Below are 15684 nucleotides of genomic sequence, written 5' to 3'. Positions count from 1 at the left end.
GCCGCTCCAGCCAACTGGCAACGACGTCGACGCTGCCGATGTATCGATGAGGACCGGCGGACGTTCCGTGACTCTGTGAGTCGTCCGCTAGCGACGGTGGCCCGGCATCGGTAGAAAGACAAACGTGATCGTTGCGGTGACCGGACCCAGTGCGGCAGGAAAGACGACGTGGTGCAACCGGCACTGCCCGGCGGACACCGTGCCCGAGCACGTTCCGGCCGACGAAGAAGTCCCTGGGCCGGATCCCGACGAACAAGCGGTTTTCTGGTGCGACATGAACTCGCGGCGGTGGATGCAGGCGTTGCACCGCGAACGCCTCCGTGGACTGGCCGTCTGCGACGACGATCCGCTCAAGCTGCACTACAGCTGGTCGCTCGCCCGCATAGGGGCGCTGTCTCGGCGCCATTGGCAGGCCGAGGTCGAGGTTCATCGGCTTGCCGTCGCGGCAGGCAGGCTCGGGTTCGCCGATCTGATTCTCGTCTCGGTGCCTCCGGCGGAGGAGCTTCACCGGCGCCGCGAGGCAGATCTCGGGCGTCGGCGTCGCAACTTCGACCTCCATGTCCGGCTGATGGAACCGCTGCAGGAGTGGTACCAGGCCGTGGATCGCGTCGGCGCCGCCCCCGTTCTGTGGGAACTGCCAACTGCTGGATTACCTGCGGGGATGCTGCCCTCTAACAAACGCCGAAGCGACGTTGCCGCTTTCGACGCTGTCGTAGCAGCCTTACCCGAACTCGCCTGAGGCGCAGATCCGGCCGGGCCGCACGGAGTACCTCGATGGTGGCGCTGATCGCCGCGTGGGTTGACGACATCAGTACTCTGTCCGCATGGCTGTTGCGGCGGCCTGGCTGTCGGGAGCTCCCGGATATGGTTCCTCCATGGCAGCCGAAGGGTTGACATCCCTCCGCGGTGTGATGGCGCACTGATGGTCGACTTCTGGCAGATCTCAAAGCCGCTGACCGGGTAAAGCGGAGCGGAGATGGTCATGCCCTCGTTCGGCCTGGTAAAGCTGTTCCGTGCGGCGCTTCGCCCGTTGATCGTGGCGATCGCCCACATTCCCATTCTGTTGGTCGCGCTGTCCACGAGCCCGGTGTGGATGATGGCGGCCGTACATCCTTCGACGCACGGCAAGTTGAGCTTGAAACTGGTGCGCGAACTGCGCACGTGGAGCCGTGACGTGATCGGTGCGACTGGCAGGATGCGGCAGCGGTGAGCCGGTCCATCCGTCGGCGGCGCGATTTCACCGGTGAGTCGTACCAGCAGGCATTCGCCGCGATCGAGCGGCTCGAGGCCGGGAGACGGTTGATCCCGGACGCCGCCGACAGCGACCAGCAGTGGATCGAGGCGGTCCTCCTGCACCGCATGCTGCACGGCTGGGCTCGGCACCCGTTCGCGATGGCTCCCACAACGGTCTTCGGCGTTGGGGCGGTTCAGCCGTCACCAACAGGGCTGACACTTCTGATCCCGGCTGGTGCGGAGCCGACGTTCGCCAGGTCGCTGACGGCGGGACAGGGTTTTGCCGCTGCACGGCAGGCGGCCGACGCCATCGCGCTTCAGCGCCGGAGTGGCCGCCATCTGTCGATGACCGCGCACGGCGTCGCGGCCGAGGTCGATCTGACCTGCTCGTGGGCTGATCTTCAGGGGGCCCTTGCGCCCGGTCGTGTCCAGGAGACGGCTGCCGTGACGACTCTTGACGCCACGGCAGGGACGGCACCGGCCGCTGCCTACCGCTCGATGCTCAGCGCGCTGCTGCGCCGCCTCATCCTGTTCACCCGTAGAGATCACTTCCACTGGCTGGTGAACTCGTACGCCCACCTGTCGCAGGGAAGATCGGCTCCACCACTGCCGCCACCCGCGGATTTGGCCGACCTGTTGGCCGACCCTTATCTCGGAGTTCCGGGGCCTGTCCTGGACACGCTCCATCTCGCCTCGCCGGCCGGCCCCGGACGACGTCCCGTCAGCACAGGTGTCGCCGGTGCCGTCACCATGACGCGGTCCACCCGCTCCTACGGCGGATTCACTGAGTTGCCGATCGGTCGCCGCATCGCCTACTGGCGCGGCCGGCGCAAGATGTCACAACAGGTCTTCGCCGACCGCCTCGGCAAGTCCAAGAGCTGGGTCGACAAGGTGGAACGGGGCGTTCGCCAGCTCGACAAGTTCTCCATCGTCTATGACATCGCCGACGTTCTTCAGGTCGACGTCACCTTGCTCCTGGGCAAGGACGTGGAGCGGCGACCGGAGGTCCAGCACCGCATCGACCAGGTCGAGATCGAGGAGATCCGGGCCGTCCTGGAGCGCTACGACCAGATGAGCGCGTTCTTCCAGGAGTCTTCGCCCTCGCCGCCGTTGCCGGACCTTCGCAGGGCCGTCAGCCGGGCGTGGTTGACCTACCAGCACGCGAAGTACGGCGTGCTGGCCCGGATGCTGCCGCAACTGCTGCGCGACGCCCAGGCGGCCGACCGCGCGCACGCCAACGGCAAGGAGGCCGGCGCGGCCGCCCACCTGCTCGGGCAGGTTTACCAGATCGCCTCGTCGACGCTGCGCAAGGTCGGCGAGCACGAACTCTCCTGGCTGGCCGCAGACCGTTCGATCGCGGTCTCTCAGCGCGCCGGTGACCAGTTGCTGGCCGGGCTGGCCAGCTACCGGGTCGGCAGCGCGCTGCTCTCCCTCGGCCGGGTGCGCCCGCCGCTAGAGGTCAACGTCAACGTCGCTGACCGGCTGGCCTCGGGCAATCAGGATCGCCGCCGGGAACGGCTCAGCGTGTACGGGATGCTCCTGGTCAACGGCGCCATGGCGGCGGCCCGGATGGGCGACAGCACCACCGTCCGGGACCTGATCGCCGGGGCGGAGGAGGCCGCCCAGGAGCTGAACGGCAGTCGAAATCATTACTGGACCAGCTTCGGCTCGACCAACGTGCAGTTGCACCAGGCGGCCGCAGCGGTCGAGCTCGGCGACGGGCGTGCCGCCGTGGACTGCCACGAACGGCTCGACCAGGAGAGCTTCGCGGCCATGCTGCCGGAGCGCCGGGCCCACCACTACTTGAACATCGCCCGCGGACACACCCAGGTCGGTGACGTCGAGAAGGCCGGCGAGATGCTGCTGGAAGGTGACCGGCTCGCCCCGTCGGAGATCCGGTGCCGCCCGCTGGCCCACGAGGTCCTTTCCGACGTGCTGCGGCGCACCCGGGGAACACCGCCGGCACCCATCGCGGAGTTGGCCGAACAGATGGAGGTATCGGTCTAGGTCTCCGTCAGTCCGCTGGGTGGCAGTTGCTGCTGCCCAGCCGGCCGCGGACGTGGTCCTCAGCGGCGACGTCCTCGACCGCATCGACGAGATCGTGCCGCCGGGCCTGACGATCAATCCGGCGGAGAACGGCTGGGTCAGCCCGTCGCTGCAGCCCGCCGCGCGGCGACGCTGACGGGCGACCGGAGGCCCGAGGCCGGCATCACCGGCCCGGTCGCCCTCGGGCCGCGGTCAGCTCCGTGCCGGCACCGTCCGTCTGAGCCATGGCCGGCCTGCGCTTACGGGCGTACATGCGCTGGTCCGCCTCGACGAGAAGGGTGGCGAGATCGGTGCCGGCCGCGGCGGTGGCCGATCCCACCGTGACGCCGGCGGTGATCTCCTGGCCGGCCCAGAGGATCGGCTCCGCGACAGCATGCTCGATGCGGTGCCGTAGGGCTTCCACCTCCGCGCCGCCCCGGTCGGCGCAGATGATCGCGAACTCGTCGCCACCGAGCCGCGCGACCGTGTCGCCCGGTGCCACGCAACCCTGCAGCCGCCCCGCCACGACGCGCAGCACCTCGTCACCGGCGTGATGGCCGAAGGTGTCGTTGACCGGTTTGAAGCCGTCCAGGTCGCAGTAGAGCAGGGTGACCGGCGCGGCGGACGGGTCGGCCAGCGCCGCCTCGAGTTCCGCCATCAGGGTGCGCCGGTTGGGCAGGCCGGTCAGGTCGTCGTGTGCGGCGAGCCGGGCCAGCGTGCGCTGATCAGCGGCCCGCTGGGCCACCAGCATCCCGATCCGCAGCACCACGAGGGGTACGGCCACGAGGGTGCCGACGATGATCAGGACACCGTCGGCGGTGCCGCCCAGCAGTTGCGGCACGGTTCCCGCGATCGGCACGACAGTCAGCACGGCGCCGAGCGCGGTGAGCTTCCGGTACGACAGCGTCGGCTCCCGGAAACGCTCCGGCACGAGAAGCCGGTCCGACGTCGGGTGCAGGACGGCGGCGCCGAGGCTGAGGTAGCAGAGGATCCAGACCAGCGTGATCCAGCCGGCCCGCTCGCCGGTCGCCGAGTCGGTGGTGCACACCGAGGCGATGAACGCGGTCAGAGCCGCGCACAGGGCGACATAGAGGGACCACAGGGGAAACCGGGCTGCCCGTGTCCGGGCGGATATGTGCATGAGTGCCCCCGCGTACGCCAGCAGCGCGACGACCTCCACGAGGAAGACGAGTCCGCCGGCCGGGGCGTCGCCGGGCCTCAGGACCGGGCGCACCAGGATCTCCCACACCGGGCCGGCCCCCGCGATGCCGATCAGGGTGGCGTCGATGATGCCCCCGCGATCGTGCGGAGCGTGCCGGGAAACGATCATGATCCCGGTGCCGAGAAGGCACACGTAGGTCAGGGCCACGAACACCACGCTCACGTGGTCGCCATTGCTGGCGTGGCTCATCTGCACGAGGAGCCGGCGGATCATCTCCACCGCCATCAGCCCCATGCCGGCGGCCACGGTGATCCCGAATCGGCGGTCGCGCTGCCAGCGGCGGACGCCGATCAGCGCGGCGGTCATCGCGAGGCCCGCCGCCGCGGCCTGGGCGAGCGTCTGCGTCCTGGCCGTACCGACGAGGAACAGAACTATCGTGCCTACGCCGGCGACCAGGTAGACAACGGAAGCACGCCACCGTGCCGCCGTCGATCCCATCACGTCCGCCTCCCGCCGTCGGCAGCACCATCGGCGCCGACGACGACCTGATGAGGGTTTCCGGCATCATCGACCCGGTGGCCCGGCGCGGATCTTGCGGATGCTCACGTGCTCGGTAGGCGAGCGAAGCTGGCCCAGACGACTTTGCCACCTCGGTGCTGTTGGTGACCCCATCGGTCGGCGGCCATGGTGACCAGCTGCAGGCCGCGGCCGCCCGCGGCGTCCGTGTGAGGTTCGCTTCGGGGTACCGGTTCGGCGGGGCAACCGTCGGTCACGGCGAGGTACAGGTAGCGAGGTCGTAGCGTGACCTGCACCGTCATCATGGTGTGGGCGTGCATCACGGCGTTGGAGATCAGCTCGCTCGCGACGAGGGTCGCGGGAGCGATGAGATGCGGGAGGTCCCATCGCACGCACGCCTCGGTGACGACGTCGCGGGCCCGGCGGGCAGCGCCCGAGACCGGGAGCAGGAGTTCGCTCACGAGGCCGCTGTGTTCGGTCAGTGCGGACAGCGCATCGGCGACGGTGGGATACAGCGGCGGCGGCTCGGCGGCTGCCGCGGCGATCATGTCGGCAGTGGCTGTCTCGGGCGTACAGAGCAGCACCGGTGTGCCGGGCCAGGATTGTGCCTCGTCGAGGATTGTCGCGAGTGTTCCGGCTGCCGTCGGGTCCGTCACGCTGGCCGCCGAGAGATCGACCACCACGGCGCCGGGTTCGTGTCTCAGGCATTGCGTCAGGGTGTGGTGCAGGGTGGTACCGGAGCGGGTGTCGACTGTGCCGTTGACCGTGACGATGGTCAGGCCGGCACGGGATTCGACCTGCCAGGTCATGGGATGGGACACGGGCGTCAACTCCTGCACCGGGCGCCTCGATGGTAAGGCCGCGCCCATCGGTGACTCGATTCCGTTCGGCTGCATCCCCGCGTTCAGCCGCCTTAATCCCGCCCTGATGCCGGCAGCGCCACCGGGTCCAGGAACCTATGCCCGGTCACGGCTGTCGGTCAGCCGGTCGGCGCGCCGGTCGATGTCGTGCGCCTGCTGGGTGACCTGATCACCGAGCGCGTGCAGCCGCGTGGCGGTGTCGGTGTTCGGGGCCTGCTCGGCGCTGGAGTGCAGAATGTCCTCCGCCACCTCGAGTTGCTGGGCAGTGCGGTGCATGGCCGCAGCGGTACGGTCGGCGTGCGTCGTCTCCTCGTGTGTAGTCACTGCAGGCACATACCCGGCGCAACGGATCACTATGCCGTTTGTCGGGCGTGGGCCTGTCGCCGGCGCTGCTGCCGCGTGTGGTCCGCGTATGCTGCGTTCATGGATCCGTCGGTCGAGGCGGCGCTGTCCGGGATGCTGGCAGCTGCGGAGGACGCCACCCCGGTGCAAGCTGTCGAGGCGGTCACCCGGGAGCTCGGGGCGGCGTTGCACGCCCGGACGGTCTCCTTCCTCATCGCCGACCTCAGCGGCCGGGCACTGGTCCGGCTGGCGCACGTCCCGCTCGCAACGACGGCGAACGGCCGCCGTGACGGCACGGACGTCGCGACCCTGCTGCCCTTCGACGGCGGCCCTCAGGAAGACACGCTGCGCACCCAGGCAGTGCAGGTGGTCCACGACGACGAGGGATGGACGGTCCTGGCACCGGTCACCGAACGCGGTGAGGCGATCGGCCTGCTGGAGATCGGCCTCGGCACCGAGCCGTCCCCGCAGGCGATCGCGGAGATCGCCCGGACCGCGCATGCGCTGGCGTTCGTGGTGATCGCCAGCCGCCGCCACACCGACCTGTTCGAGTGGGGACAGCGGACCACCCCGTTCAGCCTGTCCGCCGAGATCCAGCGCCGGCTGCTGCCCACCGCCTTCACCTGCGAGGGCGGCTCGTTCACCCTGTCCGGCTGGCTCGAGCCGGCGGCGAGCATCGGCGGGGACACCTTCGACTACAGTCTGGCCCGCGACACCCTGCACCTCAGCATCACCGACGCCATGGGGCACGGCGTGACCAGCGCGCTGATCGCCACCCTGGGCGTGGGAAGCCTGCGCAACTCCCGCCGGGCCGGGCACAGCCTGACCGAGCAGGCCGACCGGGCCGGCGCCGCCATCGCTCAGCACTCCCCCGCACGGGGTGCCTTCGTCACCGCGATCCTCGGACGCCTGGACCTGCACAGCGGGACGTGCGATCTGATCAACGCCGGGCATGTGCCGCCGATCCTGATCCGTGACGGCGACCCGCAGGAACTGAAGCTGCCTCGCAACTTCGCGCTGGGAATGTTCCCCGAGACGCCGTTCACCGCCGGTCAGGTCACGCTGCGGCCCCGGGACCGCCTGGTGATCCTCACCGACGGCATGCGTGAGCGCCGAGCCGCCGCCCTCGACCTCCCGGCCCAGCTCCGGTCACTGACCGCCCTGCACCCCCGCGAGGCCGCCCGCGCCCTGGCCGACGAGGTCCTCGCGGTGGCCGGCCCCGCTCTGCAGGACGACGCCACGCTCCTGATCCTCGACTGGCACGGCTTCCACGACCGGCCCCGCCGCGCCAACGCGGGCGCCGACGTCTCCGCCGCCACCTCTACCGACGGCCGCTGACCCCACCGCGGCAGTCAGGTGCTCGGCGGCATGTCCGCCTCGGCCGCCTCCACCGACTCGTACACGCGCAGCACCTGGTCCACCGCCGACACCTGCAGCACGTACGCGACGATCTTCTGTACCGCGGCGACGCACAACCGGCCGTCTTTGGCTTGCAGCTCCTTGAACCACACCATCAGCACGCCGAGGCCACTGGAATCCAGGAACGACACGTCGGCGAAGTCCAGCACGACTCGCAGCGCACCATCGTCAGCGACGTGCTGAAGGAAGCCGTCCAGCTCGGCGGCGGTGTCCATGTCGATCTGACCGCCGACCTTCACCACAGTGCAGGCCCTATCGGCCCGAGCGGACAACTGCAGCTCCACAACCACCTCCGACATCGACAAGCCCGCATGCTGCGCCACACCTATGATCAACGGCAGCAGCTGCGGACCAAGATTACGGCCACTCTCCCACCACAGTGCGGCTTATGCACCGCGGCCCTGTGCCCACTCGACGGCCTGCATGGAGCGCAATGTGCGTACCCCCGGCTGTGGCCTTGTCCCTCGTTCGGGTCGGCTGGGCAGGTTGTTATATTCAGACACGGTTTGGAGCCGTGTGTCCGGGTAGCGTGAACGATGAATCCGTCGGGAGACGGAGGATCCCCTGTCTCGGTGGGATGCCGGTGTCTGTGCTGCCGGGTCTGAACTCGTCACGGCGGTGCCGAGACAGACGCGAGGTCCATCCATGACCGGTGCACACAAATCCGCCCGAACAACTGCGAACAGCGGAAACGATGAGCGCGGCAACGACCACCGCGACCGGGTGTGGGATCTTGTCAGCGCGTACGGGCCGGACGTCACCGGCCTGTGCCGCGCGAGCGGGGCGCTGATGTCGCAGGTCGCCGGTATGGGTCTGTCGGCCGGTCCGCCCGGGACGGTTCCCAGCATCCGCTTCTTCAGTGACACGGCGAGTTCACGGCTGGAGTCCGCGCAGCTCACCCTGGCCGAGGGTCCATGCCGGGACGCGACCGCGACCCGGCGGCCGGTACTGGTAGCGGATCTGGCGGCCGGGTCGTGGCGACAGCGGTGGCCCTGGTTCACCCCGGCCGCACTGGCGGCCGGGGTGCGAGCGGTGTTCGCGCTGCCCCTGCACGCCGGTGGGGTACGTCACGACGGTGCCGTCGACCTGTACCGCCACACCCCCGGCCCGCTCAACAGCGCCGATCACCTGGCGGCCACGACGTTCACCGCCGCGATCTCCGAGCTGCTCACCCTCGAACGCCACGACCTGGACCTGAGCACCACCTTCACCCAGGGCTGGCGCGGCAGCACAACCGGGAACGCGACCGAGGGAACAGGCTCCGTGCCCCAGGACCGGGGCGGCGTGCTCCTGGCTTGCTGGTTCGGCCCGGCGACGCTGGGTTCGGTACGCGAGCAGATCCAGGCCCTCGCCACCGACCACGGACTGAGCGGTGCCCAACCGCACCGGTTCGTGCCGGCGGTGCACGAGGCGGCGGCCAATGTCGTGCGTCACGGCGGCGGCCACGGTCAACTGCTGCTGTGGCGCCGCGACGACCGCCTGTGGTGCGAGATCAGCGACCACGGCCCCGGCCTCGCCACGCCGCCGGATCTGTCCGGTACCCGGGCCACCGACGCCGGCTGTTCCGGGTTGCAGATCATGCGGCGGGCCTGCACCAGCATGGACGTCACCACCGACTCCAGCGGCACCCGCCTGCTGCTGAGCCACCGACTCGACCGGCGCCCTCGACCATGAACGAGCCTGCGGGCAGGCGAAGACCCACCGCGGTGATACCCCGCCTCCGGCTCACCCGGCGCCGAAGGGGTCCGGACGGGCTCCCGGAGCTGGTCCCGGACGGCTCGGTCGGGGACTCGCCATGCAAGGGCTGCGGTGGCCTGGCCCGGCGGGGCCACGATGCGAGGCCGGTCCAGTTCGGATGCTCCAGGGAAGCAGAGCCAGTTGAAGGTCGCTCGTCGGTCTGGGCCGTCTCAGAAGCGTTCGATGACCTGGTCGGCGGGAAGCCGTGGTGTGTGCGGTGCGGCGGAGGCGGCCGGATCGCCGGTGGTGAGCCGCAGCACGAGGTGCGGGTGGCCGAGGTCGGCGAGCAGGTGCCGGATGCGTTCGCGGGTGACGGCGACTTCGATGGTGGCGCTCAGCGGCAGGACCGACAGGCCGAGTTCGGTGGCGGTGAGCCAGGCGGCCGACAGTGCCTCACCGGCGCGGAGCCAGCCGGCCTCGTCGTCCTGAGGTCCGTAGAGGATGGCGAACGTTGCGGCGTCGTCGTGCGCTGCGGAGACGGGTAGGTCGCCGTGGTGGCCGAAGTCGCGGCCCGGCACGGTCGTCTGCGTGGCCCGGTCACCGATGGCGGCATCCGGGATGCCGCTGCCCAGTGGCCGGGTGCCACCGGTCCAGTAGTTGACTTCCGCCTGCCAGGCGCCGTCCGCGTTCTCGGCGCGTTGCGCCTGGTCGGCGGCGCCGGCCAGCTCAAGGACCTGGTCGGGACGCAGGAGGTGCAGGCCCGCGCCGGCGGATTCGGCGGCTTCGACGATCATCTTCAGTTGGTCGGCGTCTGCCGGGGTGCTCGCGGTGGGCCGGCGGTCGGTGTGCCGGAGCCCGATGGTCTGCCGGTGGCGTCGCGCTTCGAGACGGACGGGGATCCGGTGGTCGAGGCGCAACCGCGCGAGGTGGTCGGGGTGTGCAGCGTCCGGCATGCGCTCCAGGATGGTGTGCCAGCCGTCGGCGGCGAGGCTGACCAGGGCGTGGTGCAGTGCGGTGCCGCAGCTCAGGACGGCGAGCCGGGAGTCGGGGTCGGTGACCTCGACCTGGCGGCTGTGATCCAGATAAAGGCTCAGTTCGTTGCTGCTGAGACGCCAGCGCCAGGGTTGGGTGTTGTGGATCGACGGGGCGTGCCCGGCCATGGTGGCGGCGGCGGACAGCGCCCGGGCCTCGGCGCGGGTGTCCGCGGCCCGGATCGACGCTTCGGTGCTCATAGCGGATTCCTTCCCGGTGTGCTGAACGTGGGGCCAGTCATCGAGTGATCGGTGTCAGCGGTGTGCCGTTGATGGGCGGCGTGGTGGTGGCAGCCGCGGCGTTCTCGCGGGCGAGGAATGTGCCGAGTTCACCAGAGCGAGAAGCACGAAAAGGGTGAGAGCGATCCACAGGGACCACATGAGGAGATCCTGACTTCGGCCGCAGCCGGATATTCGTGCCCGAGAACAGCTTGCGTGCGATACGCACCTGGTCGCTGTGGCGGGCGAAGAAACGCCGAGACACGCACAACGGCCAACTACCAGGCCACCGGGGTCCAGGGCGACACCTCAACCCTACGCCGGCTCACGGCACGGCACCCGGCGGAGAGTCCGTCAGCGGGCCCGGCGAAATGCGCGTACGGTCGAGGTGTCGCCCGGGACCCCGGTGGCCGCCCAGCCCGCCGTCGCCGCCGACATCTCCCACCGATCGTGGATCCTGCTGTCGATGACGCGTCCGGCGATCGGTCGGTGTCCGGACAGGAGCACGGCTGCCGCCCTGAGTCGGTGGTACCGCACTCCGAACGATCCGTGAGCGCGCTCGACGCGCCATGGAACATGCGTCATGAACCACTTGAAGGAACGTGAGTGCGATGGTCAACATCGCTAACGATCACGACGCCTCCCCCGTTGCCATCACGGAGGGGCGAGACCAGGGCGCACGGCATTACCCCCGCACCGCCGCCGTTGCGGACACCGGCCGGACGGCCACCGTGACCCGGTACCTGGCGGCCGGCATCCGGATCGCTCTGGGCTGGGTGTTCCTGTGGGCGTTCCTCGACAAACTGTTCGGCCTCGGCCGCGGCACTCCCGCCGCGAACGCATGGCTGGACGGTGGCAGCCCCACCGCCGGGTTCCTCGGCAAGGCTGCCACCGGCCCGTTCTCCGGGTTCTACCACTCCATCGCCGGCAACGTCGTCGTCGACGTGCTGTTCATGACGGCCCTGCTCGGCATCGGCGTGGCTTTGCTGCTCGGCATCGGCATGCGCATCGCCGCCGCCTCCGGCGCACTGCTGACCGTCCTGATGTGGACCGCGGTGCTGCCGCCGGCCACCAACCCGTTCATGGACGACCACCTCGTCTACGCCGCCGTCCTCGTCCTGCTCGCGCTGCTCGGCGCGGGGAACACATGGGGCCTCGGCCGCCGATGGGCGGCGACCCCGCTCGTGCGACGCAACACCTGGCTCACGTAGGCCCGCGCCCGCGTGTGCTTCCGGGCTCCCCGGAGGCGCACGTGTGGCCGGCGAATTCCACCATCGCACAGCTGCATCCGGTCCGACCCGAACCGGCGTCCGCGGTCGCCTGCCCCTGTCGAGCGAGCTCTTCACATCAGGAGATTCACCATGACTCATCAAGAACCGGCGCACGATCACCGCATCGTCGTGGGCGTCGACAATTCCGCCGGCTCGGCGGAAGCGCTGCGCTGGGCGCTGGCGCATGCCCGGCTGACCGGCGGGACCGTCGAGGCCGTCACCGCGTGGCAGGTGCCGCCCATGTACGCCTACGGATGGACACCCGCCGGCATCGACGACGCCGGCATCATCCGGTACGCCGAGAAGGCCCTCGCCGAGACAGTGGCGCAGGCCCAGAGCGAGGAGGGCCACTCCGTGACCGTCACCACCCGGGTCATGGAAGGGCCCGCAGCACAGGTGTTGCTCGATGCCGGCAAGGGCGCGGAACTGATGGTCCTCGGCAGCCGCGGCCACGGCGCCTTCTCCGGGATGCTGCTCGGCTCGGTCAGCCAGCACTGCGTCCAGCACGCCGCCTGCCCCACCGTCGTCATCCCGAAATAGCCGGCCCTCGGCCGGCCCGCGTGCTCAACCGCATCTCCGCCCTCCAGTTCCGCAGTGGGCTTCTGGCGCCGCGCGTCTCGCTGTCGCTCCCGGGGCCCGGCCGCACATGGTCGTCGGCCGGCGGGCACCGCTTGCCGGCTTCGAACGCCGCCACCCTCATCGGAGCGGCGCTGATGACGGCGCTGCTGACCGCGTTCACCTGCTACCTCTACCGGCCGCTGTTCCGGCGGCGCCCGGCACGCTCCGGTGCGCCGGATCTGGACACGACCCCGCCCGCCCACTTGGAGACGAACACCGCATGACGCACCTGACGGACACCGCGACCACTCACGACCATGCCCGTCGCGCCGAACCCGGAGCGCTCGGCCACCTCGCCGTCGTGCCGATGATCCATGGGCGGAGAACCGTCGGCGCGTACGTGATCACGCCGCAAGGAATTCGCTTCGAGCCGGCCGTCGATGTCACCCGCATCGTGGTGACCGCCCTGACCGCGGCGGCGCTCACCGCGGTCACCATCGCCATGGCTGTCGCGGTACGACGGCCACCCGCGATCCGGTCGGTCACGATGGGCCCCGGCGGCCGGATCAGCCTCAAGGGGATGCCGGTGCCGCCGATGCGCAGCGCCACCGCGTCGGCTCGTCCGTGGTGGGCGCGGGTGCTTCGGGCGCGCCGCCTCGTCGCCGAGCGCTGACGATGTCGCCGCCGACACGCGCACCCACGCCCTACCCGCCGACGTGACGCTGTACTGGCTACCGCTCGGCGCCGGTGGCCACTGCATCCGCCTCAACGGGCGCATCTTCGAAGCCCTGCAAGCACGTCACCAGCATCGACCCGTACGCGACCTCTACCACTCCGCACTCCGGGTACGGCTGGGCACGCAACGCTTCGTCATCGAGATGACCCCGGCGCTGGGCGGCCCCGCCACGGATCACGGAGTCGTCCGCGAAGGCCCGGTCGGTTCCCGGCTTCTCGGACGTTCATCGCTGTTCCGGTACGAGGTCAGGCGCTGGCGCGACGGCACCATCCCCGACCTGGCCGAGGCCGTCACCGGCCCGCACATCGTCAGCGCCGATGCCGTCCGGGCACGGGAGGTGTTGCGCCTGGCCCCGCTCGTTCCCGCGCTCGTCTGGGGCCGCGACGAAGGCCGTACCGGCGAGATGTGGAACTCCAACTCACTGACCGCCTGGCTCCTCGCCGGCAGTGGTCACCGGATGGAGGCCGTCGGCCCGCCCGCCCACGGCCGCGCACCCGGATGGCACGCCGGCCTGGCGGTAGCCGCCCGGCGCAACGCTGCCCGCCAGCACTCCCCGGCCTGTTCCGGGTGACCGGCACTCGCCTCACAGCGCAGCCAGCAGGCAGACCAGCGCTGCGGTGAGCAGGACGCCACCCACGGCGAGCCCGTTCACCGCGCTCACGAGCAACGCTCGGGACCTCGCCACCGGCACGGCCAGAAGCGCGGCGATCGTGACAAGAGCGCCGACCAGGTAGATCAGCGGGAACGCGAGCAACGCCGCGACGGGGAACAGGTGGAGGCCGACCACGAGCGCGATCCACACCGGGACCATGTCTCGACGGCCCCGAACGTGCAGGACGACCGCGCCGGCTCCGGCCAGGACCACCTCGATCCCGACGACGATGCCGAACCACCTGCTGGTGTCCTCGTCGAACGCCGTCGTGGCATCCCAGTTCATCCAGGTCAGCACGGCTCCGGCGACCATGGTCAGCAGGGCCGTGACGGAGCCCGTGAGCAGCCAGGGCCGCCAGGTCGCCGGCGGGTGTTCCTGCGCCCAGCCGAGCCACACCGAGGCGAAGAACCCGAAGATGGCGGCTGTCGCGGGGACATCACGAACCGCCTCGGTCAGCATGCCGCCGCCTGGCGGCATCCGGCGTCCGGCGCGTACATCGGATCATGGTTCATGGCCGGTCACCGTTTGGCGACCGTGAGCAGGACAGCACTGTCCTCGAGCGCCTCGAGCGCGTGCCGGGCGTCCGGGATGATCAGAAGGTCGCCGGTCCCGGCTTCCGCCGAGCTGTCGCCCGCGGTGAGGCGAACCCGGCCGTGCAGTACGTGCAGCGTCGCCTCACCCGGGTTCTCATGGTCGTCGAGTCGCCGGCCGCCGGTGAGCGCGATGAGGGTCTGCCGCAGCGTGCGAGCATGTCCGCCGTAGACGGTGTGGGCGCTGCGACCGCTGGAAGCATCGCGGGCCAGTGAGAGGTGTTCCAGGGCCAGCCCTGTCAACGACGTGCGGTCCATGGGGAGGCCTTCCGGTAACTTTCGCCCCGGTGGCGGGACGAGATCGACGGCGGCGGGCAGACAGCCACCGGGGTCCCGGGCGACAACTCTCACCGTACGCGCATCAACCGTGGCCTCGTGCTGTGGTCTGCGCGGGCTGTGGGACACCGGCTCTGATGCCTGCCGATCATCGGAGCGGCTGCTCAGAAAATCTGTGCCGAGGCTACTAGACTTTCTCAGCGGTGATGGCTAATGTTTCTGGCGTTGACAGCAGAGATCGCGAAAGACGCAGACGTAGCAGGCTGAGCGTCAAGCAGGGCCCGGACCGTTCGTGGCCCGCTCGGCACTGCGATGGGTGCATGACTGCATCCAGCAGCACGACGCAGTGGCAAGACAAGTCCTTGACGTAATTCCAGGTCAGGGCACGCAGGCAGGGCCGATGCAGGTTCGGGGCTCTGCCTGACGCAAGAAAGAGCCTGATGCAAGAGGGATCTGCCGCACGTGCGCGGGGCCATGAAGTTTGCGTGGGGCTCCGACACCGGCAGACGGCACGACAGAAGTTCAGATGTTGGAAGCAGAGGAAAGGGAGGGTTGAGCACCGTTGGATCGCCCGCCGTCAGGACGCAGTCGTGGTTCTGGGGTGGACACCGCAGTCTCCATCGAACGTGAGGTGGTCTCCGGTCACGCTTATGCGATCCTCGCACCGCAAGCCGCGGAAGTTCGCGGCCGGTGTGGACACGACAAGCCGGCGAACCTGCCGGTAGATGGTGTAGTAAGCCCGTAACCCTGGGCCCCGGCGCTTCCGCGCCGGGGCCCTCGTCATGGAGGTACCTGTATGGCCCAACCGGATGACATGCTCGACGATGAGGATTACCCCGCCTACACGATGGGTCGCGCCGCGGAGATCACCGGCGCCTCGCCGACCTTCCTGCGCCGACTCGACGAGGCGAAACTGATCACCCCGTTCCGGTCCGCCGGTGGACACCGTCGTTACTCCCGCTACCAGCTGCGTCTGGCCGCACGAGCTCGGGAGATGGTCGACCGTGGCACCGCCCTGGAAGCCGCCTGCCGGATCATCGTCCTCGAGGACCAGCTCGATGACGCCCTCCGGCACCATCAGAGCCACCAGCGCCGACGGCACGCGGACGCTGCCTGA

At 69.9% G+C, this 15684-nt stretch carries 19 protein-coding genes; 12 read left to right on the top strand and 7 right to left on the bottom strand.

Annotation, left to right across the window (positions count from 1 at the left end):
• Positions 1–124 precede the first annotated feature (124 nt).
• The 4 genes from AC0NH5_RS11010 (at position 125) to AC0NH5_RS10995 (ending at position 3415) form a co-directional block, all read left to right on the top strand.
• The gene (locus AC0NH5_RS11010) at positions 125–739 is read left to right on the top strand and encodes a hypothetical protein (protein WP_474402507.1); all 615 of its coding nucleotides are present in this window, start codon (positions 125–127) and stop codon (positions 737–739) included.
• Positions 740–982: 243 nt separating this feature from the next.
• On the top strand, positions 983–1210 hold the full coding sequence (locus AC0NH5_RS11005) for a hypothetical protein (protein WP_474402506.1): 228 nt from the start codon (positions 983–985) through the stop codon (positions 1208–1210).
• Positions 1211–1983: 773 nt separating this feature from the next.
• Positions 1984–3240, top strand: a complete 1257-nt coding sequence (locus AC0NH5_RS11000) for a helix-turn-helix domain-containing protein (RefSeq protein WP_474402943.1) — start codon at positions 1984–1986, stop codon at positions 3238–3240.
• A 19-nt stretch (positions 3241–3259) separates the two neighbouring features.
• Complete coding sequence (locus tag AC0NH5_RS10995) at positions 3260–3415, top strand: hypothetical protein (RefSeq protein WP_474402505.1); 156 nt, start codon at positions 3260–3262, stop codon at positions 3413–3415.
• A gap of 27 nt (positions 3416–3442) precedes the next feature.
• On the opposite strand, the gene AC0NH5_RS10990 is transcribed toward AC0NH5_RS10995, so the two are convergent.
• From AC0NH5_RS10990 to AC0NH5_RS10980, 3 genes are all read right to left on the bottom strand, one after another.
• Complete coding sequence (locus AC0NH5_RS10990) at positions 3443–4918, bottom strand: diguanylate cyclase domain-containing protein (protein WP_474402941.1); 1476 nt, start codon at positions 4916–4918, stop codon at positions 3443–3445.
• A gap of 104 nt (positions 4919–5022) precedes the next feature.
• Positions 5023–5775 carry an ATP-binding protein gene (locus AC0NH5_RS10985; protein ID WP_474402504.1) on the bottom strand — a complete coding sequence of 251 codons (753 nt, stop codon included), beginning with the start codon at positions 5773–5775 and terminating at the stop codon, positions 5023–5025.
• 117 nt (positions 5776–5892) lie between these two features.
• Positions 5893–6120, bottom strand: coding sequence for a hypothetical protein (locus AC0NH5_RS10980; RefSeq protein WP_474402503.1), 228 nt, complete (start codon positions 6118–6120; stop codon positions 5893–5895).
• Between the two features lie 99 nt (positions 6121–6219).
• Between AC0NH5_RS10980 and AC0NH5_RS10975 the strand changes: the two genes are divergently transcribed.
• The gene (locus tag AC0NH5_RS10975; RefSeq protein ID WP_474402502.1) at positions 6220–7476 is read left to right on the top strand and encodes a PP2C family protein-serine/threonine phosphatase; all 1257 of its coding nucleotides are present in this window, start codon (positions 6220–6222) and stop codon (positions 7474–7476) included.
• 14 nt (positions 7477–7490) lie between these two features.
• On the opposite strand, the gene AC0NH5_RS10970 is transcribed toward AC0NH5_RS10975, so the two are convergent.
• On the bottom strand, positions 7491–7880 hold the full coding sequence (locus AC0NH5_RS10970) for an STAS domain-containing protein (RefSeq protein WP_474402501.1): 390 nt from the start codon (positions 7878–7880) through the stop codon (positions 7491–7493).
• A gap of 322 nt (positions 7881–8202) precedes the next feature.
• Between AC0NH5_RS10970 and AC0NH5_RS10965 the strand changes: the two genes are divergently transcribed.
• Positions 8203–9231 (top strand): ATP-binding protein, encoded by a 1029-nt coding sequence (locus tag AC0NH5_RS10965; protein ID WP_474402500.1) that lies wholly within the window; start codon positions 8203–8205, stop codon positions 9229–9231.
• 233 nt (positions 9232–9464) lie between these two features.
• Here AC0NH5_RS10965 and AC0NH5_RS10960 read toward each other — a convergent pair whose 3' ends face one another.
• Positions 9465–10466 (bottom strand): Acg family FMN-binding oxidoreductase, encoded by a 1002-nt coding sequence (locus AC0NH5_RS10960; RefSeq protein ID WP_474402499.1) that lies wholly within the window; start codon positions 10464–10466, stop codon positions 9465–9467.
• A 629-nt stretch (positions 10467–11095) separates the two neighbouring features.
• Between AC0NH5_RS10960 and AC0NH5_RS10955 the strand changes: the two genes are divergently transcribed.
• The 5 genes from AC0NH5_RS10955 to AC0NH5_RS10935 all read left to right on the top strand — a co-directional run bounded on the left by AC0NH5_RS10955 (position 11096) and on the right by AC0NH5_RS10935 (position 13620).
• Positions 11096–11695, top strand: a complete 600-nt coding sequence (locus tag AC0NH5_RS10955; RefSeq protein ID WP_474402498.1) for a hypothetical protein — start codon at positions 11096–11098, stop codon at positions 11693–11695.
• Positions 11696–11845: 150 nt separating this feature from the next.
• The gene (locus AC0NH5_RS10950) at positions 11846–12295 is read left to right on the top strand and encodes a universal stress protein (RefSeq protein WP_474402497.1); all 450 of its coding nucleotides are present in this window, start codon (positions 11846–11848) and stop codon (positions 12293–12295) included.
• A 173-nt stretch (positions 12296–12468) separates the two neighbouring features.
• A complete protein-coding gene (locus tag AC0NH5_RS10945; protein WP_474402496.1) occupies positions 12469–12597 on the top strand; it encodes a hypothetical protein in 129 nt (42 codons plus the stop codon).
• The gene (locus tag AC0NH5_RS10940) at positions 12594–12986 is read left to right on the top strand and encodes a hypothetical protein (RefSeq protein WP_474402495.1); all 393 of its coding nucleotides are present in this window, start codon (positions 12594–12596) and stop codon (positions 12984–12986) included. Before AC0NH5_RS10945 ends, AC0NH5_RS10940 begins: the two co-directional genes overlap by 4 nt.
• A gap of 43 nt (positions 12987–13029) precedes the next feature.
• On the top strand, positions 13030–13620 hold the full coding sequence (locus AC0NH5_RS10935; RefSeq protein WP_474402494.1) for a hypothetical protein: 591 nt from the start codon (positions 13030–13032) through the stop codon (positions 13618–13620).
• Positions 13621–13632: 12 nt separating this feature from the next.
• Here the strand turns inward: AC0NH5_RS10935 and AC0NH5_RS10930 are convergent, their stop codons facing one another.
• Together AC0NH5_RS10930 and AC0NH5_RS10925 are read right to left on the bottom strand one after the other, a co-directional pair.
• On the bottom strand, positions 13633–14160 hold the full coding sequence (locus AC0NH5_RS10930) for a hypothetical protein (protein ID WP_474402493.1): 528 nt from the start codon (positions 14158–14160) through the stop codon (positions 13633–13635).
• Positions 14161–14219: 59 nt separating this feature from the next.
• The gene (locus AC0NH5_RS10925; protein ID WP_474402492.1) at positions 14220–14549 is read right to left on the bottom strand and encodes a cupin domain-containing protein; all 330 of its coding nucleotides are present in this window, start codon (positions 14547–14549) and stop codon (positions 14220–14222) included.
• Positions 14550–15363: 814 nt separating this feature from the next.
• Between AC0NH5_RS10925 and AC0NH5_RS10920 the strand changes: the two genes are divergently transcribed.
• Positions 15364–15684: a MerR family transcriptional regulator gene (locus AC0NH5_RS10920; protein WP_474402491.1), complete on the top strand. Its 321-nt coding sequence runs from the start codon at positions 15364–15366 to the stop codon at positions 15682–15684.

Source organism: Actinoplanes sp. 13 (genome assembly GCF_056134165.1).
Note: the sequence above shows the minus strand (reverse complement) of the source record. Positions and strands in the feature narration are given on the sequence as shown.

Coding starts and splice junctions, on each gene's coding strand:
- AC0NH5_RS10950 (WP_474402497.1), top strand. CDS start 11,846: ATGACTCATCAAGAACCGGCGCACGATCACCGCATCGTCGTGGGCGTC.
- AC0NH5_RS11005 (WP_474402506.1), top strand. CDS start 983: ATGCCCTCGTTCGGCCTGGTAAAGCTGTTCCGTGCGGCGCTTCGCCCG.
- AC0NH5_RS10975 (WP_474402502.1), top strand. CDS start 6,220: ATGGATCCGTCGGTCGAGGCGGCGCTGTCCGGGATGCTGGCAGCTGCG.
- AC0NH5_RS11000 (WP_474402943.1), top strand. CDS start 1,984: ATGACGCGGTCCACCCGCTCCTACGGCGGATTCACTGAGTTGCCGATC.
- AC0NH5_RS10925 (WP_474402492.1), bottom strand. CDS start 14,549: ATGGACCGCACGTCGTTGACAGGGCTGGCCCTGGAACACCTCTCACTG.
- AC0NH5_RS10940 (WP_474402495.1), top strand. CDS start 12,594: ATGACGCACCTGACGGACACCGCGACCACTCACGACCATGCCCGTCGC.
- AC0NH5_RS10965 (WP_474402500.1), top strand. CDS start 8,203: ATGACCGGTGCACACAAATCCGCCCGAACAACTGCGAACAGCGGAAAC.
- AC0NH5_RS10945 (WP_474402496.1), top strand. CDS start 12,469: ATGACGGCGCTGCTGACCGCGTTCACCTGCTACCTCTACCGGCCGCTG.
- AC0NH5_RS10960 (WP_474402499.1), bottom strand. CDS start 10,466: ATGAGCACCGAAGCGTCGATCCGGGCCGCGGACACCCGCGCCGAGGCC.
- AC0NH5_RS10955 (WP_474402498.1), top strand. CDS start 11,096: ATGGTCAACATCGCTAACGATCACGACGCCTCCCCCGTTGCCATCACG.
- AC0NH5_RS10920 (WP_474402491.1), top strand. CDS start 15,364: ATGGCCCAACCGGATGACATGCTCGACGATGAGGATTACCCCGCCTAC.
- AC0NH5_RS10990 (WP_474402941.1), bottom strand. CDS start 4,918: ATGGGATCGACGGCGGCACGGTGGCGTGCTTCCGTTGTCTACCTGGTC.
- AC0NH5_RS10930 (WP_474402493.1), bottom strand. CDS start 14,160: ATGCTGACCGAGGCGGTTCGTGATGTCCCCGCGACAGCCGCCATCTTC.